This is a genomic window from Frateuria aurantia DSM 6220 (assembly GCF_000242255.2).
GTDB classification, from domain to species: domain Bacteria; phylum Pseudomonadota; class Gammaproteobacteria; order Xanthomonadales; family Rhodanobacteraceae; genus Frateuria; species Frateuria aurantia.
The window spans coordinates 254280-273753 of sequence record NC_017033.1 but is presented as its reverse complement, the minus strand read 5'-3'; the positions used below and the strand labels follow the sequence as shown (position 1 = coordinate 273753).

Annotated in this window: 17 protein-coding genes; 7 read left to right on the top strand and 10 right to left on the bottom strand. The window is 64.3% G+C overall.

The annotated features are described in order from the left end of the window. Window positions 1-6 precede the first annotated feature (6 nt). The 3 genes from ssuD (at window position 7) to FRAAU_RS01125 (ending at window position 3571) form a co-directional block, all read left to right on the top strand. A complete protein-coding gene (gene ssuD, locus FRAAU_RS01135; protein WP_014401731.1) occupies window positions 7-1149 on the top strand; it encodes an FMNH2-dependent alkanesulfonate monooxygenase in 1143 nt (380 codons plus the stop codon). Window positions 1150-1196: 47 nt separating this feature from the next. Next, window positions 1197-2381: an acyl-CoA dehydrogenase family protein gene (locus FRAAU_RS01130; RefSeq protein ID WP_014401730.1), complete on the top strand. Its 1185-nt coding sequence runs from the start codon at window positions 1197-1199 to the stop codon at window positions 2379-2381. A 128-nt stretch (window positions 2382-2509) separates the two neighbouring features. Beyond that, a complete protein-coding gene (locus FRAAU_RS01125) occupies window positions 2510-3571 on the top strand; it encodes a sigma-54 interaction domain-containing protein (protein ID WP_014401729.1) in 1062 nt (353 codons plus the stop codon). On the opposite strand, the gene nikE is transcribed toward FRAAU_RS01125, so the two are convergent. From nikE to FRAAU_RS01095, 6 genes are all read right to left on the bottom strand, one after another. Beyond that, window positions 3553-5190 (bottom strand): nickel ABC transporter ATP-binding protein NikE, encoded by a 1638-nt coding sequence (gene nikE, locus FRAAU_RS01120; RefSeq protein ID WP_014401728.1) that lies wholly within the window; start codon window positions 5188-5190, stop codon window positions 3553-3555. The two genes, FRAAU_RS01125 and nikE, sit on opposite strands and share 19 nt — an antisense overlap. Beyond that, window positions 5187-6062 carry an ABC transporter permease gene (locus FRAAU_RS01115; RefSeq protein WP_014401727.1) on the bottom strand — a complete coding sequence of 292 codons (876 nt, stop codon included), beginning with the start codon at window positions 6060-6062 and terminating at the stop codon, window positions 5187-5189. Before FRAAU_RS01115 ends, nikE begins: the two co-directional genes overlap by 4 nt. Further along, window positions 6059-7033 (bottom strand): ABC transporter permease, encoded by a 975-nt coding sequence (locus FRAAU_RS01110; protein ID WP_014401726.1) that lies wholly within the window; start codon window positions 7031-7033, stop codon window positions 6059-6061. The genes FRAAU_RS01115 and FRAAU_RS01110 overlap by 4 nt, the downstream gene beginning before the upstream one ends. Further along, entirely contained in the window at window positions 7030-8580 is a 1551-nt protein-coding gene (locus FRAAU_RS01105) for an ABC transporter substrate-binding protein (RefSeq protein ID WP_014401725.1), read from the bottom strand. The genes FRAAU_RS01110 and FRAAU_RS01105 overlap by 4 nt, the downstream gene beginning before the upstream one ends. A gap of 101 nt (window positions 8581-8681) precedes the next feature. After that, window positions 8682-10127, bottom strand: a complete 1446-nt coding sequence (locus FRAAU_RS01100) for an LLM class flavin-dependent oxidoreductase (RefSeq protein ID WP_014401724.1) — start codon at window positions 10125-10127, stop codon at window positions 8682-8684. After that, on the bottom strand, window positions 10124-11434 hold the full coding sequence (locus FRAAU_RS01095; RefSeq protein ID WP_014401723.1) for an acyl-CoA dehydrogenase family protein: 1311 nt from the start codon (window positions 11432-11434) through the stop codon (window positions 10124-10126). The genes FRAAU_RS01100 and FRAAU_RS01095 overlap by 4 nt, the downstream gene beginning before the upstream one ends. A gap of 648 nt (window positions 11435-12082) precedes the next feature. Between FRAAU_RS01095 and FRAAU_RS16280 the strand changes: the two genes are divergently transcribed. Further along, entirely contained in the window at window positions 12083-12514 is a 432-nt protein-coding gene (locus tag FRAAU_RS16280; RefSeq protein WP_014401722.1) for a FlxA-like family protein, read from the top strand. Window positions 12515-12610: 96 nt separating this feature from the next. On the opposite strand, the gene FRAAU_RS01085 is transcribed toward FRAAU_RS16280, so the two are convergent. After that, on the bottom strand, window positions 12611-12985 hold the full coding sequence (locus FRAAU_RS01085; protein ID WP_014401721.1) for a DUF488 domain-containing protein: 375 nt from the start codon (window positions 12983-12985) through the stop codon (window positions 12611-12613). 386 nt (window positions 12986-13371) lie between these two features. Here FRAAU_RS01085 and FRAAU_RS01080 point away from each other — a divergent pair, with 386 nt between their 5' ends. The 3 genes from FRAAU_RS01080 to FRAAU_RS01070 all read left to right on the top strand — a co-directional run bounded on the left by FRAAU_RS01080 (window position 13372) and on the right by FRAAU_RS01070 (window position 15807). Next, complete coding sequence (locus tag FRAAU_RS01080; protein ID WP_014401720.1) at window positions 13372-13878, top strand: nuclear transport factor 2 family protein; 507 nt, start codon at window positions 13372-13374, stop codon at window positions 13876-13878. Between the two features lie 107 nt (window positions 13879-13985). Beyond that, a complete protein-coding gene (gene yghU / locus FRAAU_RS01075; protein ID WP_014401719.1) occupies window positions 13986-14858 on the top strand; it encodes a glutathione-dependent disulfide-bond oxidoreductase in 873 nt (290 codons plus the stop codon). A gap of 112 nt (window positions 14859-14970) precedes the next feature. Next, the gene (locus FRAAU_RS01070; RefSeq protein WP_041270701.1) at window positions 14971-15807 is read left to right on the top strand and encodes a class I SAM-dependent methyltransferase; all 837 of its coding nucleotides are present in this window, start codon (window positions 14971-14973) and stop codon (window positions 15805-15807) included. A 114-nt stretch (window positions 15808-15921) separates the two neighbouring features. On the opposite strand, the gene FRAAU_RS01065 is transcribed toward FRAAU_RS01070, so the two are convergent. Genes FRAAU_RS01065 through FRAAU_RS01055 form a run of 3 tightly spaced genes read right to left on the bottom strand, consistent with a single transcriptional unit; the run spans window position 15922 to window position 19447 of the window. After that, window positions 15922-17307, bottom strand: a complete 1386-nt coding sequence (locus FRAAU_RS01065; protein ID WP_014401717.1) for a cytochrome c — start codon at window positions 17305-17307, stop codon at window positions 15922-15924. Further along, complete coding sequence (locus FRAAU_RS01060) at window positions 17307-18905, bottom strand: GMC family oxidoreductase (RefSeq protein WP_014401716.1); 1599 nt, start codon at window positions 18903-18905, stop codon at window positions 17307-17309. Before FRAAU_RS01060 ends, FRAAU_RS01065 begins: the two co-directional genes overlap by 1 nt. Before the next feature lie 11 nt (window positions 18906-18916). Next, window positions 18917-19447, bottom strand: coding sequence for a sorbitol dehydrogenase family protein (locus FRAAU_RS01055; protein ID WP_014401715.1), 531 nt, complete (start codon window positions 19445-19447; stop codon window positions 18917-18919). Between the last annotated feature and the right edge of the window lie 27 nt (window positions 19448-19474).

Sequence of the window (19474 nt, the reverse complement as noted above, 5' to 3'; positions counted from 1 at the left end):
GTCCGCATGAAGGTCTTCTGGTTTCTTCCCACCCACGGCGACGGTCGTTTTCTAGGCACGACCCGCGGTGCCCGGCCGGTGTCCCTGCCCTATCTCAAGCAGGTGGCCCAGGCTGCCGACCATCTGGGTTATCACGGCGTGCTGATTCCCACCGGCCGCTCCTGCGAAGATTCCTGGGTGGTCGCCTCGGCACTCGCCGGCAGCACGGAACGGCTGCGATTTCTGGTCGCGATCCGGCCCGGCATCATTTCACCGACGGTCTCGGCACGCATGGCCGCGACGCTGGACCGATTGTCCGGCGGACGTCTGTTGATCAATGTCGTCACCGGTGGTGATCCGGACGAGAATCGTGGTGACGGCATTCACCTCGACCATGCCGAACGCTATGCCGTGACCCGCGAATTCCTGCAGATATGGCGACGGGTCTTGCAGGGAGAGGCGGTGGATTTCGAGGGCGATCACCTCCATGTCCGCAATGCCAAGGCCTTGTATCCGCCGATCCAGCAGCCGTATCCGCCACTGTATTTCGGCGGGTCCTCACCAGAGGCCCATGAGCTGGCCGCCGAACAGATCGATGTCTATCTGACCTGGGGCGAGCCGCCCCGCGCGGTGGCCGAGAAGATCGCCGACGTGCGTACCCGCGCGGCGGCAAGAGGCCGGACCGTGCAGTTCGGAATACGCCTGCATGTGATCGTGAGAGAAACGACCGAAGAGGCCTGGCGGGCCGCCGATGCCCTGATCGCCAATGTCTCGGATGCCACCATCGCCTCGGCCCAGAAATCCTTTGCCCGCTTCGATTCCGAGGGTCAGCGCCGGATGGCAGCCCTGCATGGCGGCCGGCGTGATGCACTGGAAGTCTCCCCCAATCTATGGGCCGGCGTGGGACTGGTGCGTGGCGGTGCCGGTACGGCCCTGGTCGGTGATCCGCAACAGGTGGCGGAACGGATCAGGGAATATGCCGAGCTGGGGATCGAAAACTTCATTTTCTCGGGCTATCCGCACCTGGAAGAGGCCTATCGGGTCGCCGAGCTGCTGTTCCCGCTGCTGCCTGAACCCTATCCCAGCTATGCCCGCCATGGCCATATCAATCTGACCGGTCCCTTCGGGGAAATGATTGCCAACGACATTCTGCCGGCGGCTGCGTCCTGAAGCCCACCACAACCCCGCTCCGGCGCCTTGAAGAGATCATCCCGAGCATGACCAGCCTCCCTCAGACCAGTGTGCTGACTCCGTTGCAGATCGCCCGCCAGCTGGCGTTGCAATTTGCCGCCGACGCGGCGGAACGCGACAGCCGCGGCGGTACTCCCAAGCAGGAACGGGATGCCTTGCGCGCCAGTGGCCTGCTGGCCCTCATCATCCCCGGACAGTACGGCGGCCTGGGGGCCAGCTGGAGCGAGACACTGCGCATCGTCCGCGAATTCGCCCGTGTCGACAGTTCGATCGCCCATGTCTTCGGTTTCCAGCATCTGCTGCTGGCTACCGTGCAATTGTTCGGCCGGCCCGAACAGTGGCAGCCCTGGTTCGAGCAGACCGCGCGCAAACAATGGTTCTGGGGCAATGCGCTCAATCCGCTGGATACCCGCACCGTGGCGCAGCGATTCCAGGGCTGGCGCGAGTTTTCCGGCCGCAAAAGCTTCTGCTCCGGTGCACTGGACTCGGAAATGCTGGTCGCCTCGGCCCGCGATGTCCCATCCGGGGAACTCCTGATCGGCGCGATTCCCACGGCCCGCAGCGGCATCATCCTGGCCGGAGACTGGGATAATATCGGCCAGCGTCAGACGGACAGCGGCAGTACCACCTTTGAGCGGGTCCGGGTCGAGGACAGCGAGCTGCTGCTGGATCCCGGTCCGCTCAGCACGCCATTCGCCTGTCTGCGTCCCTTGATCGCCCAGCTGATCTTCTGCCACATCTTTCTGGGACTGGCCGAAGGCGCTTTCGAGGAGGCGCGGCATTACACCCTGAAGGAGGCCCGCCCCTGGTTCCGCTCCGGCGTGGAGCATATCGGTGATGATCCCTACGTGCTGGCCCGTTACGGCGAGTTCTGGCTGGGCCTGGAAAGCATCCGGCCCCTGGTCGAACTGGCCTCCGACCAGCTGGATCAGGCCTGGCACAAAGGCTCGCGCCTGACCGAGGATGAGCGCGGCCGGCTGGCTGTCGCCATTGCCACCGCCAAGGTCGCCACCACCCGTGTCGGACTGGATCTCACCAGCCGACTGTTCGAGGTTACCGGTGCCCGTGCCACCCATGCAGCGCTGCGTCTGGACCGCTATTGGCGCAATCTGCGAACCCAGACCCTGCATGATCCGGTCGACTACAAGCTGCGCGAACTCGGCGACTGGGCCTTGAACCGCCACCTGCCCTCGCCCAGTTTCTACTCATGAGCGCACCGTTGCACAACGCCGGCCTCCGGCCCGATCCGGATCGCCGCATGCACTCAGCGGCCGCAGATGCAGCCATACCCTGCGGTCCCTGATCCTCGACGGACCATGCCACGACCACCGGATCTTCCATGCCCACACCACCTCATGCCCCCGTCATCGCGCTGCCACTGTCCGCCGATGCCGCCCAGGCCTGTGTGTTCGAGGATCCGCAGTCCAAGGCGATCCTGAAGCAGTTGCAGCGAATCGCGCCCAGCGCGGCCAATGTCCTGCTGGTCGGTGATACCGGTACCGGCAAGGAGTTGATCGCCCGCCATCTCCACGCGCTCAGCACCCGTCGTGCCGAACCTTTCGTGGCCGTGGATTGCGGCGTGTTCAGCGAACTGCATGCCGAGGCCGAATTGTTCGGCCATGAAAAAGGAGCTTTTACCGGTGCGCTGAGCTCCAAGGCCGGCTGGCTGGAAGTGGCCCATGGCGGTACCCTGTTCCTGGATGAGATCAACCAGCTGCCGATGTCGGTACAGACCAAGCTGGTGCGGGTGCTCCAGGAAGGCATGGTCGTGCGACTGGGCTCCCGTCGCAGCGTGCCGGTGGATGTCCGCATCATCACCGCCAGCCATGTTCCACTGGAACGGCTGGTACAGACCGGTGCCTTCCGGCGCGACCTGTTCTACCACCTCAACGTGGTCAAGCTGGAGCTGAAGCCCCTGCAGCAGCGCCCCGGGGACATCCTGCCCCTGGTCCGCCTGTTCATCGGCGAATACAGCCGACGTCTGGGCCATGGCCCGGTGCGTCTCAGCCCCGCGGCCGAGCGACGCCTGACCGCCTATCCCTGGCCCGGCAATATCCGCGAGTTGGAGAACGTCATTCATCGCACCCTGCTGATCAGCCGCAACGGCGTAATCCAGGACAGCGATCTTTCCATTGCCTATCTGCACGGTCCGCCCGATCTGCAGGACGGCAGCGACGACAGCGCCGAGGCCCGCTTGCAGCAGGCGTTGGAGCAGTTGTGCAGCCAGGGCGAGGAGGATCTGCATGAAAAGGTGGAGGACAGCCTGTTCCGTACGGCCTATCGGCTGTGCCACCACAATCAGGTCCGTACCGCGTCCCTGCTGGGCTTGAGCCGCAACGTGGTCCGCGCGCGGCTGATCAAGCTGGGCGAGGTGGTGGTCCATCACCGCGGCGAGGATTGATCCTGATCGCCCTCCGGCTCCGGCACTCCGGCGGCGGCGGCCAGCAATTCACGGGTATGGCGATGCCGCGGCCGGGCAAAGATCTCGGCCAGCGGCCCCTGTTCCACCACCCGTCCCTCATGCATCACCAGCACCTGGTCGCACAGCTGCTGCACCACCCGCAGATCATGGGTGATGAAGACGCAGGCCAGCCCCAGTTGCCGCCGCAGATCCAGCAACAGATCCAGGATCTGCGCCTGCACCAGCACATCCAGTGCCGATACGGCCTCGTCACAGATCAGCAGCCTGGGGCGGACGGCCAGCGCTCTGGCAATCGCCAGTCGCTGACGCTGGCCACCGGACAGGCTGGCCGGCAGTTGTGGCAGCAAGGCGGTCGGCAGCCCAACCCGTTCCAGCAGCTCCAGGCTCTGTTCCGGGTGTTCGGCACCGGGCACCTCCGCAGCCGCCAGAGCATCGGCCAGTATCCGCGCTACCGTCCAGCGAGGATCGAAGGAACTCAGCGGATCCTGATACACCGCTGCCATCTGCCGGCGCCGTGGCCGCCGCTCGCGCTCGGTCACCTCGGCCTGGCCGGCACCGATCCAGGGCTGGCCCAGAAAGCTGATCCGGCCCTGATCCGGCGACTGCAGACCCAGCAGCAGACTGGCCAGGGTCGACTTGCCTGAACCCGAGGCTCCGATGATGCCCAGAGCCCCGGCCTCGGCCAGGCGAAAACCGGCCTCGGCCAGCGCCAGATACCGACTTCCATCGGCCTGGCGATAGCTCTTGACCAGCCCCTCCGCCTCCAGCAATGGCGGCCCGTCGGTGGTACTGACCACCGGTGAAGGCGCGAGCCGTCCGGGCCGGGCCTGCAGCAGCGCCCGGGTATAGGCATGCCGCGGCTGCCGCAACACCTCGGCACGGTCGCCCTGCTCGACCACCCGCCCATGCCGCATGACATGGACCTGACCTGCCAGCTGGGCCACCAGACCCAGATCATGACTGATGATCAACAGGCCCCGGCCTTGCTTCACGATATCCTGCAGCAATTCAATGATCTGCAGCTGGACATGGGCATCCAGCGCGGTGGTGGGTTCATCCGCGATCAGCAGCGGTGGATCCAGCACCAACGCGGCGGCGATCAGGACCCGCTGGCGCTGGCCGCCGGACAACTGGCCCGGATGGCGCTGCAGCAGGCGATCCGGCTCGGCCAGGCCCGCCTGGCGCAAAGCCTCGCGCACTCTTTCACGACGCCGTGCCGGCGTACCCCAGCGATGCGCCCGCAGCGCTTCGCCCACCGCATGCTCGACCGTGTGCAGAGGATCCAGCGATACCAGAGCGTCCTGCCATACCAGCCCGATCTGGCGACCCCGCAAGGCCCGCCAGTCCGCTTCGCGGAAACCTTGCAGATCCCGTCCGCCGGCCTGCAGCGTGGCGGCACGGACCTCCGCACCCGCACCGGCCAGACCCACCAGACTGCGCGCCGTAACGCTTTTTCCCGAACCCGATTCACCGACCAGTGCGGCCGCCTGACCGGCCTCCAGCCGCAGATTGACGCCGTGGACCACTTGCCGGCAAGTCCGGCGGCGACGAAAACCGATCTCCAGATCCTGAATCTGCAGCAGCGGTGCCCCGCTCATGCCAGCCGCCCTTCCAGCTTGCGCTGCAGATGGCGACCCAGCACGGTAGTGGTCAAGGCCACCAGCACGATCACCAGGCCGGGCATGCAGGTCAGCCACCAGGCGGTGGCCACGAAGTCGCGGCCCATCGACAGCATGGTGCCCCATTCCGGACTGGGCGGCGGCTCACCCAGGCCGAGAAAGCTCAAGGCCGAAGCCCATACGATCATCTGGCCGATCCCCATGGTCAGGGTCACCACCAGAGGCCGCAAGGTATTGGGAATCACCTGTCGCAGCAGCACACCCGCCGGCGCATGGCCAAGAACCGTGGCCGCCTGGATATAGCCGGCCTGGCGCACCCCCAGGACCTGGCCACGCACCATTCGCGCATAGCCGGGTGAAGCCCCCACACCGGTGGCAATGATCAAGGGCAGCAGGCCGGTACCGAAGGCAGCCACCATCAGCAGGGCCAGCACCAACGGCGGAAACGCGAAGCAGACATTGAGTCCGGCGCTGACCACCGCATCCAGCCGACGTCCGCCCAGTCCGGCCGTCACACCCAGCAGCAAGGCGATGACCATCGCCAGGGTCATCGCCGCCACACCGATCACCAGGGATTGGCGGGCGCCATAGACCAGACGTGCAAATACGTCGCGACCGGAAGAATCCGTTCCCAGCCAGTGCCGGAAATCCGGCGCCTGGAAGGCCTGCCGAGGCGCGATCGCGAACGGATCGGACGAGGTGAACAGAGCCGGATGGATCGCCGCTGCCAGGATCAGCAGCAGAAAAAGGCCTGACAAGGCCGTACCCGGCGGGGTCTGCCGCAAACCTTGCCATCGCTGCCATGGCCGGAAACGCTGCGGCGACATCAGATTCCAGGCACGAGTGTTCATGTTGACTCCTTGGCAGTACGCGGATCAACCCATTGCACGAGGAGGTCGACCAGCCCATTGGCGATGATATAGACGGCCGCGACAAACAAGGTGATGCCGCAGGCCAGGGGCAGATCCTGCAACAGCACCGCCTGGTACAACTGCCGTCCCAGCCCCTGACGAGCGAAGATGACCTCGACCACGATGGCTCCGCTGACCAGGGCGCCGACCGCCCAGCCGGAAAGGCTGAGGCCGGGCAGCAAGGCATGGCGCAAGACGTGCTGCAGACGCACTCGCCATTCGGCCAGACCACGACTGCGGGCTGACAGCACGAAGGGCTGAGCCAGAGCCAGCTCGAAGGACTCGCGGGTCACCTGGCTGACAAAACCACCCAGAGGCAACCCCATCGCCAAGGCAGGCAGCACCAGCGCGCGCAGGCTGCCGCTGCCTGCCGGCGGAAACCAGTGTAGGCCGAAGGCGAAGACCGCCAGCAGGATTAGCGCCAGCCAGAACGGCGGCACCGTGGCCAGCCCCACCTCCAGCATCGAGACCAGACCCTGGCCTCGCCGGCCGACGGTCAGCGGTACCGCGACCAGCGCCAGCACCCAGGCGACGCCCAAGGCGGCCAAGACCAGCTGCAAGGTGGCCCCGGCCTGCTGGCGGATGATATCGATCACCGCTACATGCTGGGCATAGGACTCACCCAGCCGGCCATGCAGAAGCTCGTTCAGAAATCGCCCGTACTGCAGGATCAATGGCTGGTCGAAGCCATAGGCATGGCGCAGGGCGGCGATGGTCTCAGGGGTGGGATTGGCGGCATTGCCACCCAGCAAGGCCAGCACCGGATCGCCCGGCACCAGGCGCAACAGCAGAAAGGTCAGCGTCGCGGCTGCCCACATCACCAGCACGGCATTCAGCAGCTTCGGCAGGAGGGCCCGCAGCCATCCGCGCCACGGTCTCTGCCCGGTGACCCGACCGGATGCGGACCTCATGGACTCACCCAGGCATCATGCAGCCAGCTGACCTGCAAGGAGGGTTCCAAGCGGACACCATGGGCATGATGATAGACGGCCAGGCGCGTACTCTGCGGATACGTGGTCAATTGCAGGTATTGCGCGGATACGATCTGCTGGGCCCGGGCATAAAGCCCCTGCCGCCGGGAAGCGTCACGGGTCACCAGTGCCTGCTGCAGAAGGCCGTCCAGTACCGGGTCGTGATAACCCGAACTGTTCTGGTGGAAGCCGCCCTTGCCGCCGGTCGGACCCAGGAATTCCGAGCCGAACACGATGCGCAGCACATCGGCGGTATTGGTATTCCAGTAGCCGACGCGGATGTCGTAATCCCAAGCCCCCTGCCGCCGCAATGCCGCACTGGCACTGAGCATGTCCATCCGCAAATCGATGCCGACGGCGCGGGTGGTCGCCTGCACCTGCTCCCACAAGGTCAGCTCGGCCGGCGCGGTCTCGTTGCTGATCAGGGCATGCACCACCAACCGATGGCCGTCGCGCGTGCGATAGCCATCCGCATCGTGTCCGGTCCAGCCGGCCTGATCCAGCAGCTTCGCCGCCCGCAGCGGATCATAGTCCTGGGCATGCTCGAAATCGGAACGGTAGAACGGCGTGGTCGGACTCAAGGGACCTCCGGCGCGGTGATATTGCCCGAAATACACGCTGTGCAAGGCTCCCTCGACATCGGCGGCACGAACAAAGGCTTCCCGGACCCGACGATCATTGAACGGGGAACGAGTCAGATTGAAGGTGCCATTGGTGGGGTTGCCAGGCCGATCGGCCTCGACCACGCTCAGCTCGGGATTGCGCCGGGCCGTCCCCTCGTCCTCCGGCGGCAAGGCCTCGATCACATCGACCTCGCCGGCCTCCAGCGAGGCAAAGCGGATCGACGGCTCGGGAATGAATTTCCACACCACTCGCTGCAACCAGGCCGGTCCCGGATGACCGGCGTAGGGAGGTGCCCACTGGTAGTCCGGATTGCGGCTCAGTATCACCTGGCTCTGGCGATCCCAGCGCACCACCTTGAAGGGGCCGGAACCCACCGGGCTCTGGCAGTTGATGTCGCGGCCACGAGCCATCGCCCGGGGTGATTCCATGCCGAGGAAACCCTGGGCCAGCACCTCCAGAAAAGCGGCATAAGGCCGATCCAGATGCACGACGGCGGTGTAGTCGTCGACGATATCCGTGCCGCGATATTGACGAATATAGCCGCCGGCCGTGCTCGATTGAGTCTGGGGGTCGGTGATCTGGTCGAGATTGGCCTTCAGGGCCCGGGCATTGAATGGCGTGCCATCCGTGAAATGGACATCCTTGCGCAAATGGAAGGTATAACTGAGACCATCCGCCGACACCGACCAGTCGGTGGCCAGCCAGGGATGGATGTCACCCCTAGCATCCATGGATACCAGCGAGTCCAGATACTGGCTGGCCACGAAGACCTGGGGCATATCCCCCAGCACATGCGGATCCAGGCACAGCGGCTCGCGATCAGTGGCGTACACCAGAGTACCACCCTGCCAGGGTGCGGCCATCGTGCTGTCCGAGGGCGAAGATGATGTCGAGCAGCCCGCCAGCCATGCGCTGCAGGCACCGATCAGAGCCGCACGGCATCCGGTTTTTCGCGACCATTCCTTCATCCGACGGGCACCGCCCGGGAGACCGGCGGGTCGAAGCGCAAGGGCTGCCCCGGGATCGCCAAATTCGCCGGATCACGATAACGCGCGCCGTAATGCTCGGCCGGCAGTCTGGCCTGGCCAGCCCCGAACAGCCGTTCGCGCAGGGTTTCGCCCTCTTGATAGGACTCGCGGAAACGGCCACGCCTGCGCAGTTCGGGTACCACCAGCTCGATAAAGTCGCGGGCGGTTTCAAAGGACATGTACTGGCGCAGATTGATCCCGTCGATATCATCCTCGTCCAGCCAGCGCTCGATGGTATCGGCCACCACCGAAGGCGTGCCGGCCACGAAATAACGGTCTCGGTCAAAGGATTCCAGCTGCCTCAGCACCTGCCCTACGGTCAGCTGCGGATCGAAACCGGCCAGCACTCCGCGACCGATGCCGCCGGCACGGCCCTGCCCACGGCCTGCAGTCACGGTCGAGATGGGTGTTTCCGGCGGCCAGGCCAGCAGATCGATTTCCGATTGGGCATGCACCAAGGCCCCCCGTACGCTCATCAGCTGACGATAGGCATCCAGTTTGCTGGCCACCGCTTCATCGTTGCGCCCGACAATCACTCCGGCCTGGACCAGGAACTTGATGGCCTGCGGGTCGCGGCCCAAGGCCCGGACCCTGGCACGGGTGGACGCGATATTGCGGCGCACGTCCTGAGCTGTCAGGCCGCCGGTAAACACCACCTCGGCATGACGCGCGGCAAATTCGAGACCGGCCGGCGAACCCGAAGCCTGGAACAGCACCGGCGTGCGCTGCGGCGAGGGCTGGCAGAGGTGCGGCCCGGCGACCTTGAAAAAGGCGCCTTCATGGTTGATGGCCCGCACCTTGTCCGGGTCGGTATAGATCTTGCGATCCCGGTCCCGGATCACCGCATCGTCATCCCAGGAGCCTTCCCACAGCTTGTACAGCACGTCCATGAATTCATCGGCGATCTCGTAGCGATGGTCATGCGGCACCTCGCCCGGAAGACCGAAATTGCGGGCGGCATTGGGCAGATACGACGTCACGATGTTCCAGCCGACCCGGCCGCGGGTCAGATGGTCCAGCGTGCTCATGCGCCGGGCAAAGGCGAACGGCGGCTCGTAGGTCGTGGAAAAGGTGGCGCCGAAGCCGAGATGGCGCGTGACCTGGGCCATCGCCGGAATCAGCAGCAGCGGATCATTGCTGGGGATCTGCATCGCCTCTTCCAGGGCCGCACGCGGCCCTTGGCCGAAGCTGTCATAAGCTCCGATCACATCGGCCAGAAACAGGCCGTCGAAGGTGCCGTATTCCAGCAACCGGGCCAGCTCGGTCCAGTAATCCAGATCATTGAAGCGATGCCGCTGGTTGTCCGGATGTACCCACATGCCATGGACGATATGGCTGACGCAATTCATCTCGAACAGATTGACATGCAGGCGCTTGCTCATACCCGGCGCTCCCCGGTCGAGGGCGAATTCGCCGTTGCCGGTTCGTCCTCGCCTGCGGTTGTGCCCTGCGGGGTGACCCGGCCGTTGAACCAGACCTCGCGCGGCCGCACGCCATTGAGATAATAGTCACCCAAGGCCCGCTCGCGCAGGATCGCCGGATTGTGGGAAGCCAGGGTCCTGGCGTTGCGCCAGTGCCGGTCCAAGGCCCGTGAACGGGCAGTGGCCGAGGCGCCGCCGACCTCGAACAACAGGTTGGCGGCTTCCAGCACCAGTGGAATCAGTACCTGTTGAGCCTGCCAGGCCGCCAGATCGGCCTGGATAAATGCCGGTGTCCGCGCCCGCCCTTCCCGTACGGCCTCATGAATCAGCTGCAGCTGCTCGGCCACGCTGCGCACCAGGCTCTCGGCCGCAAAATCGATACTGGCCAGCCGCCCCACCACCCGCTGCACCAGCGGATCATGCCTCGGACTGGCCTGTCCGGGAACGCCGAATACCCGGGTTCTGGCCTGGACAAAGCGGATCGCATCCTTGCGAATGGCCTCGGCGATCCCAGCCAGAGTGGCCAGATGCACGGTCTGGTAGAACGCCGTCAGATAGGAATCGGGCCGCTCCTCGGACGAGGGCTGGCGCCACAGGATATGTTCCTGCTGCAATCGCACCCCATGGAAATGGGTTGAGCCGCTGCCGGTCAGTTGCTGACCGAAACCGTCCCAATCATCGAGCCGCTCCACGCCCTCGGCATTCGCCGGAATCGCCAGCCCCAGATGCTCGTCACCCTCGGCGGCCGACACCGACAGCCAGTCGGCATACAAGCTGCCGGTGCTGTAGAACTTGCTGCCGTCCAGCCGCCAGCTGCCATCTCCCAGTGGGGTGATTCGCACGGTATTCTCGGTGGCCGGCCCGCGCTCGGCCATGGCGGCACCAAAGACGGCTCCGGCCGCGATGCGCTCGAACCAGCGATCGCGTACCTCGGCCTTGTCGGGCTGGAACAGGGTTTCGACAAAACCGAAGTGCGCCCGCCAGATCTGCGGCAGATTGGAATCGGCGGCGCCCAACGCGCGGATCAGACCGAACAGCTGGGGCAGACTGGCACCGAAACCACCGGCATCGCGCGGCACACGCACTGAACCCAGGCCGGCCTCGCGCAACCAGGCCACCGGCTCATAGGCCAGTTCGCGCTGCTGTTCGCGCTGCACGGCACCCTCCGCGATCCGGTCGAACACGGGCTGGAAATGCGCCAGCAGCGCATCACCGGACGTGGACGATTCCTGCGCAAAGGCATGATGACGTGGGGCGGGGATACTCATGACAACCTCGAAGCGGCTAAGGCGATCTCGCCTCCGGCCATCCGGCCGGTGACGGAAGGCATGCATAAAAGGCGATAGTCGGTATGCAGATTGATCGCGCCACCCAGCGCGGTGGCTCCATACTGGAAGGCAATTGCCATGAATAATATGGACATCTATCAATGAAAAGAGTGACAACCTCTGGCTTGGATAAGGCCACACCGTTGCAGTGCGTTGAAGTGAATACTTTTCATGTGGTCATGCGCTGACCGGGATCTGCTGTCCTGGCAACATCCGGGCAGCATATTGTTCACAATTGCGGGTCGCGAGACCGAAGCACATCGGATGCCCGGGCGCCGGGACCAGCCTTTTTCATACTGTATGGACGTCTAGATCTTCATACTTTCAAGACCACTGATCATCCATCACTGCATCGGAAAAATGCAGGGAATCATGCCCTCGATGCATCCGGTCCGGAGGGACTGGAAGGTACCTGATCAGGACGAAGCACGGGCAGACAAACTCAAGCCGGGCCGACCGGACACGTGTGCTCCACCACAGATGCGAACAGCCGCGACGGCGATCCTTGCCTGCACATCAGCCCGACTCCATCGCCTCCTCCTCGGCATCCCTGCTCAAGAAATACCGGATGCAGCCGATAAGCCATTCATGGCTACCATTTCCGGCATCAGCTCCATTCGCGGCTCGTCCAGTCGCGGCTCGTCCAGCTCCACTCAAGGTGGCGGGGATGCCTCGTCCCAATTGCGCAAGCTGGCCCAGCAGATCAAGAACGTTCAAAAGCAGCTGGAAAGCATCCAGAAAAGCAGTGCAAGCGCCCAGGACAAGCAGATCCAGGCTTCGGCACTGCAGGCCGAACTGGCCATGTTGCAGGCCGAGGTAACCCAGGTGCAGAGCCAGCAGGTGATGGCCTCGGGCATCCCGTCCTCGACCAGCCAGTCCTCGCAGACGGCTCAGACCACGGCCAGCCAGCTGCAGCTGGCTCAAGGCACAGGCGGCACCGATGCTGCCGAAACCCGGGCCGTCCCCGAGAAGAAGGACCCGCACCGAAGCACCTCCTCGCGGCTGGACGTCACGGTCTGAGCCGCTCACGTACACGGATGAGGCATGCTGCAAGAGCATCGGCAGACTCTGCAGCGGACAGCAACCCGTGACCTCCGGCTCTGGCCAGGTCAGCGCTCAAGCTTCGGCAAGACAAGCCCGCAGATAATCTGCCAGCACCAGAGCATGGTTGTGCTCGGGATCATGCGCTGCATAGATCAAGGTCAGCCTGCCCTTTCGGGCAAATTCGGCCAGCTGCTCCACTGCCGCCGGATGGCGATCCAGCTCGGCTCGATAACGCTCGGCAAAGGCCGGCCAATGCGCTGGATCCTGATGAAACCATGCACGCAGGCCGGGACTGGGGGCAATCTCCTTGAACCACAGATCCAGCGCCGCTCTGGCCTTGCTGATGCCGCGGGGCCAGAGACGATCCACCAGCACACGGGCTCCGTCCTCCGCCTCTGCTGCGGCATAGACGCGCTTGATCCGGATCGAAGGGATGGCACTGGCCATGATTCACCTGCCTGGTGTGTTGCCGACCACAGTATAGAACGGCCGCCGCCGACCGGGCGCGAGGGTCGAGCCGCCGATCCCGGCGAATGCCTCCAGGACCACCGGCGGAGATGCCGACAGCAGCGGGCACTCCCCGGATCAGCCTCGACGGGCAAATTGCATGGACAGAGGCAAGGCCTCCCGGCGCCCTCCCCGCCGCAGCCATCAAGCTCGCCGAGCGGAAGGCACCGCATCTTCGAGGATTCGCAACACCATGCACCAGGCAACGACGGAGGGGTCGACATGCGCCATCGGGAGCGGCGACGCCCTTGACCCCGCAACGACATACAGCCTGCCATCGTGGACCGGCCATATCCGGGCTTCGTCCAACTTCAGGGAGTGAAACCATGCCGCCACGTCTGCCGACAGTCCTGGGGCTGCTCATCGGTATCAGCACCTGCGCCGCCTTGCATCCGGCCATGGCCGGCACACCACCGCTGCCGCCACCGGATGCCATTCCGCAACCGCGCGATCTCCAGCAGGAGCAGGCCAACCTGCAACTGGTCCACCAGTTCTATCTGGACTTCTTCGCCCGGCATGACATCGCCGCGGCCTACCGGGTCGTTGCACCCGACTATATCCAGCACAACCCGAACGTGGCCGATGGCCGAGCCGCCTTTGTCAGCCATTTCACCAGCTACTTCGCCCGGCACCCCCAGGCCAGCGCCAGCATTTCGCAATACGGCAGTTTCGGTGACCGGGTCTTTCTGCGGGTGCACAGCACCGCCGACCCGGATGATCGCGGACGCGCCATCGTCGACATCTTCCGTGTCAGCCACGGCCGCATCGTTGAACACTGGGATTCGGTACAGGATGTGCCTGCCACCGCCGAAAACGGCAATACCATGTTCTAGACCGTCGAGTATGCCTCGTCTCCGCGATTCGACGCTCGCAGCTGGAACATCCGGGGTTGCAAGGCTACTCTGGAAGCTTGCTTGTACTCGTTCGATTCTGGAGCCCGATGAGCACCGCCGAATACACTCCGCCCAGCGTATGGCGCTGGCAAGCCGCCGAAGGCGGCCAGTTCGCCCATATCAACCGGCCGGTGGCCGGCGCCACCCATGAGCAGGTTCTGCCGGTGGGAAAGCACCCCCTGCAGCTGTATTCGCTGGCCACACCGAATGGGGTGAAGGTCAGCATCCTGCTGGAAGAATTGCTGGCGCTGGGCCATACCGGGGCCGAATACGATGCCTGGCTGATCCGGATCAACCAGGGCGAGCAGTTCGGCTCGGGCTTCGTCGAAGCCAATCCCAATTCGAAGATTCCCGCCCTGATCGATCACAGCCAGCAGCCGCCGCTGCGGGTGTTCGAGTCCGGTTCCATCCTGCTGTATCTGGCCGAAAAATTCGGGGAATTCATTCCCCGCGATCTGGCCGGGCGCACCGAATGCCTGAACTGGCTGTTCTGGCAGATGGGCAGCGCGCCTTTCGCCGGTGGCGGCTTCGGGCACTTCTACGCCTATGCACCGCTGAAGCTGGAATATCCCATCAATCGCTACGCGATGGAGACCAAGCGTCAGCTGGACGTGCTGAACCGCCGCCTGGCCGAGGTCCCTTATGTCGCGGGAGACAGCTACAGCATCGCCGACATGGCGATCTTCCCCTGGTACGGCGGCCTGGTGAAGGGCTGGCTGTACGGTGCTGCCGAATTCCTGCAGGTGCAGGAGTATTCCCATGTCATCGCCTGGGCCGATCGCTTGCTGCAACGCCCCGCCGTGCGGCGCGGACGCATGGTCAACAAAGTGACGGGGCCGCTGGAAGAGCAGTTGCCGGAACGGCATGATGTCTCCGACTTCGAACAACGCACCGCCGACAAGCTGGCAACCAAAGACTGAAAGCCTGGCGAAGCCTGATCCGGAGAGCGGTCTGTTGATGGACCCGGCCGCGCTCGCCGGACAGCCGTTCGCCGATTTGCTACCGTACAGGGCTTCCACAAGGTTGTTCGCCGTGCCCCATTATTCCGGCCCCCTGCTTACCCTCCCGCTGCTGCAGCTGATCCGCAAGGCCAGAGAAGGCGGTGCCGCCGATATCCAGGCCTCCTTTGATCTCGGCCGCACGACCAGCTCCGCCGAACTGGGTGCGGAGCACTGGCAATGGCAGGGACAGGCCTACCCCTATCCCGCCAAGTTGAAGGACCGCAGCATCTATTACTGGGATAGCGAAGACTTCTGCCCGATCGCCCGCTTCAACGGCGCTCTGATCAAGCTGGTCCCTACCGAATGGGGCGCTCCCACCTTCGAGATCGACGGCATCAAGATGCTGCCATCCGCCAAGGAATCACCGTTCGACGATGCTCGCCGCAAAGTCGCCCTGATTGCGCCGGCCGGCAAGACCGTGCTGGATACCTGCGGCGGGCTGGGCTATTTCGCGGCCTGTGCGCTGGAAGCGGGGGTGGGCCGGATCATTTCCTTCGAGAAAAATCCCGATGTGCTGTGGCTGCGTCAGCTCAACAGCTGGTCACCCGATCCCGAGACCTCGGAGGGTCGGCTGGACCTGCGCCATGGCGACAGCTCGCAAGCAATCCTGAGCCTGCCCGACGCCTCGATCGATGCCTTGCTGCATGATCCTCCGCGATTCGGCATCGCCGGTGAACTGTATTCGCAGGCCTTCTATCATCAGTTGGCACGGGTTCTGCGCCCCGGCGGCCGACTGTTCCATTACACCGGCAGCCCCAACAAGCTGACCAGCGGCCGGGATGTGCCCCGCGAAGTCGCGACACGACTGGAAAAAGCCGGCTTCAAGAGCGAGCTGGTGCTCGATGGCGTACAAGGCGTACGCCGCTGAGGCGAGTCCCTGCCGGCGTTGGCGACGACGGCCAGGTCAGGGTATGAAAAAGCCGGATGGCAAGACCATCCGGCTTGGCAAAAGCGGCCTTCCCGCTTTGCTGGAGGCTGCCGCTTACCGACGCCGACGACGCGCCAGCATCGCAATCAGCAACAGCACCACGATGCCTCCGGCTATCATGCCGTAGCGAGCCAGCGACAGCAGTGGCGATGGCGCCCCGCCCGCCCGCAGCTCGGCGACCCGTGCCTGGCTGACCTGCACATCGGGGCGGCCCCAGGACTTCAGCAGGAAATTGGCCAGGGTGGTGATCTGGGCATCGGAGAGGTTGCCGCCGAAGGCCGGCATCAGCACGTTTTCCGAATACCCGCCGCGGTCCACGCCATTGAGCATGGCCATCACCACATTGTCCGCTGTGTCATGGCCCAGGGTGGTGTTGTGGAACAGCGAAGGCAGACCGTCACCGGAACCCTCGCCCGCCGGGCGATGGCAGCTTGAGCAGTAGGCGTCATACAGCTGAGGCCCGCTCATCGCGTTCTTGTCATCCGGCAAGGCCTGACCACGGATCGTGGCCAACTGGTCGTTGACCTGCCCCCACGCAAACGCCGGCTTGCTGTCCGCAGGATCGCGGACCGGCGATGTCGACTTCAACCACAAGGCGATATCCCGCAGATCCTGATCATCGAGATGCCGCAGGCTGTGGTCGATCGCCTCTTGCATCGGCCCCGCCGCCTGAGCCTTGCCCGGCGCCTGACCGGTCTTCAGATAACTGACCAGCTCATCCACCGACCAGCCACCGATACCACTGACCGGATCGGAGGTGATATTCGGCGCATACCAGGTGCCCAGCGAAGCCCCGGCCAGTGCCTGCCCGCTCTTCTCGCCCATCATGAAGTCCCGCGGTGTATGGCAGGTATCGCAATGTTCCAGCGCGATGCCGAGATACTGACCGCGTGCGGCATCCGCACTCATGCCGGGGGCCGCCTGCAACGGCTTGCGATCAAGATAGATCGCATTCCAGAAGGCCATCGACAGGCGGATGTTGAAGGGAAAGGGCAAGGCCGTCGGCGTGGCCTTCGCGTCCACCGGCTTTACACCCTTCATGAAATAGGCGTACAGCGCCGCCATATCCTGATCGGTGATCTTGGCATAGGAGGTATACGGCATCGCCGGATACAGATGGGCGCCGTCGCCACGCACGCCTTCACGCACGGCGGCAGCAAACTGCTGCAGCGAGTAGTTGCCGATACCGGCCGTTTTCGATGGGGTGATATTGCTGGAGTAGATGGTTCCAAGGGGGGAGTGAATGGCCAGTCCCCCGGCGAAAGGCTTGCCACCCGGTGCGGTATGACAGGCCACGCAATCGCCCTGGGTCGCCAGTTTCTCGCCCAGTTGCAAGAAGGCATCCTGGGCGTGTGCAGGAACCGCGATCCAGGCCGCCAGCAGTCCCATGGGCAGCAGCCGTCGCAGACGGGTCAGCGATGTGGAAGTCCGGTTCTTCATCAGCTGGCCGCTCCCATCTTGGAGGCCGTGCGCAAGGCCAGCGCCACGGCCGTCAGGGTGGAGTTGCAGGTGCCCGCCGTCGGCATCACGCCGGTGCTGGCAATGAACAGGTTCTCGTGGTCATGGGTCCGGCCCCAGGCATCGACCACCGAATTCTTCGGGTCGTTGCCCATGCTCATGGTGCCGGTGATGTGCTGGTTGTTGTCGTAGACCCCATCCGGATTGCTGCGGATGTTGGTGCCGCCCATCGCCTTGATGATCTCGGCATAGATGGGCTTGAGCATGTCCATCGAGCGGTTGACATAGTCGCTCATGTGATAGTGCACGCGCGGCTTGGGGATGCCCATTGCATCCTTGTTGTCGCTGAGCACGATGCGGTTTTCCGGATCCGGAAGAATTTCGGTCACCGACTTCAGCGAGAACTGGCGGGCGGCGCGATGCTGGAACTGTTCCTGCAGCGCCTTGCCGTAGATGCCCTGCTTGATCAGATCCTGGGCGACCGGAGCCACCTGGGAAGGCATGTTCAGATCGATACGGGCCGCGGCCATCTGCTTGCGGAACTCACCGTCACGGAACTTGCCGATCGAGCCCGGACTCATAGGACCGCGTCCCGGCCACAACGGCTCTTCGGTCTCGAAGATGTACTTGTTGCTAGGATGGTCCATCAGATGGCGACCGACCATGCCCGAACTGTTGGCGATGCCCTGGGGATGCTTGTCGTCGCTGGAGAGCAGCAGCAGCTTGGGCGACTCGATGCCGTTGGCTGCCAGCAGGAACTGCTTGGCGATGACCCGCACCGACTGCTTGTTGGGGTCGTAATAGTGCACGGCCGCGATCTTGCCTGCCGCATCGGCTTCGATGCGGTAGACCACGGCATTTTCCACCAGCTTGACACCGGCATGCTCGGCCGACTGGGCCGCAATGCCGCCGTGATACTGGGCATCGATCGGACAGATCGGCATGCAATTGTTGTTGCCACAGCAGGCTGGACGTCCATCGTAGTTGCGGCTGTTGCGGGCCGTGGTATTGACGATCAGGTCATAACCCAGCGGGGCGATCTGTTCGCGGAAGCGCTTCTGGGCCCAGGATTCGGCGACCGGCTCCATCGGGAAAGGCTTGCTGCGCGGCGAGCCGTTGTTGACAGGTCCGGAAACGCCCATCAACACTTCGGCCTGGTAATAGAAGGGCTCCAGTTCGTCATAGCTGATCGGCCAGTCACGGCCTACGCCATAAAGCGACTGGATGCGGAAGTCATTGGGCACGAAGCGCCAGGCCTGGGCGGCCCAATGCCAGGAAGTGCCGCCCACGCCCCGGATGTACTGGGCCTTGTAGGGATAGGGGCCGGCCTGTTCCAGATAGTGATTGTCGACCACGCCGTACAGCGGGTGCGGCGACCATGGCGAGCTGGGATAGGGCGACATGAAGTCGGCCTTGCGCGGCGAATTGCGGAAATTGGAGACGATCAGGCCGCGATCGATGCGCGGGCCGCTTTCCAGCATCAGCACCGAAGCGCCCTTGGCGGCGAGCTGACGAGCGGCCAGCGAGCCGCAGATTCCCGAGCCGATCACGACGATGTCGGCGGACAGTTGTGCAGTCATTTGATCGATCCTCAGACGGGCTGCTTGGCCCAGGCACCGTAGTTGCCCAGTGAATAACTCTGCGGCTGCAGATGTTCGGCCACGGTGGTGTTCATCAGGGTGTCTTCGTAGGCGATGCAGCGGGCATGCAGTCCGTCGCCGACGATGCCTGTATACCAGGCGGTGACAATCTTGCGTGGCAAGGGCGCGACGGCCGACTGCGCTGCATCCAGCTGCTGCTGGAGATCTTCCACGCCCCCGGCCTTGACGATAAAACCGGCCAGGACCTTCACGGCGTCGCGAAAGCCGCCGTCATCGGCAACCAACGCGGCATACAGACGGCCAGCCACGGAAGGCGAGAGGTTATCGACGCCGGTCAGCTGTGCGGAGACCGAGAGAAACTCCGCAGGCGCTTCTTCCGTCGCGGCAGGGACAGCGGCTTCGCTGCGTTCGGACCATTCCAGGCCCAGATTGCCGGCTACCACACCCAGCACGGTTCCACTCATGAAACGTCGGCGCGCCACACTCGGCAGGGCGGCCGGCGGCTTGCGTTCTTGGCTCACGATCACATCCTCAACAAGCTGACAGGG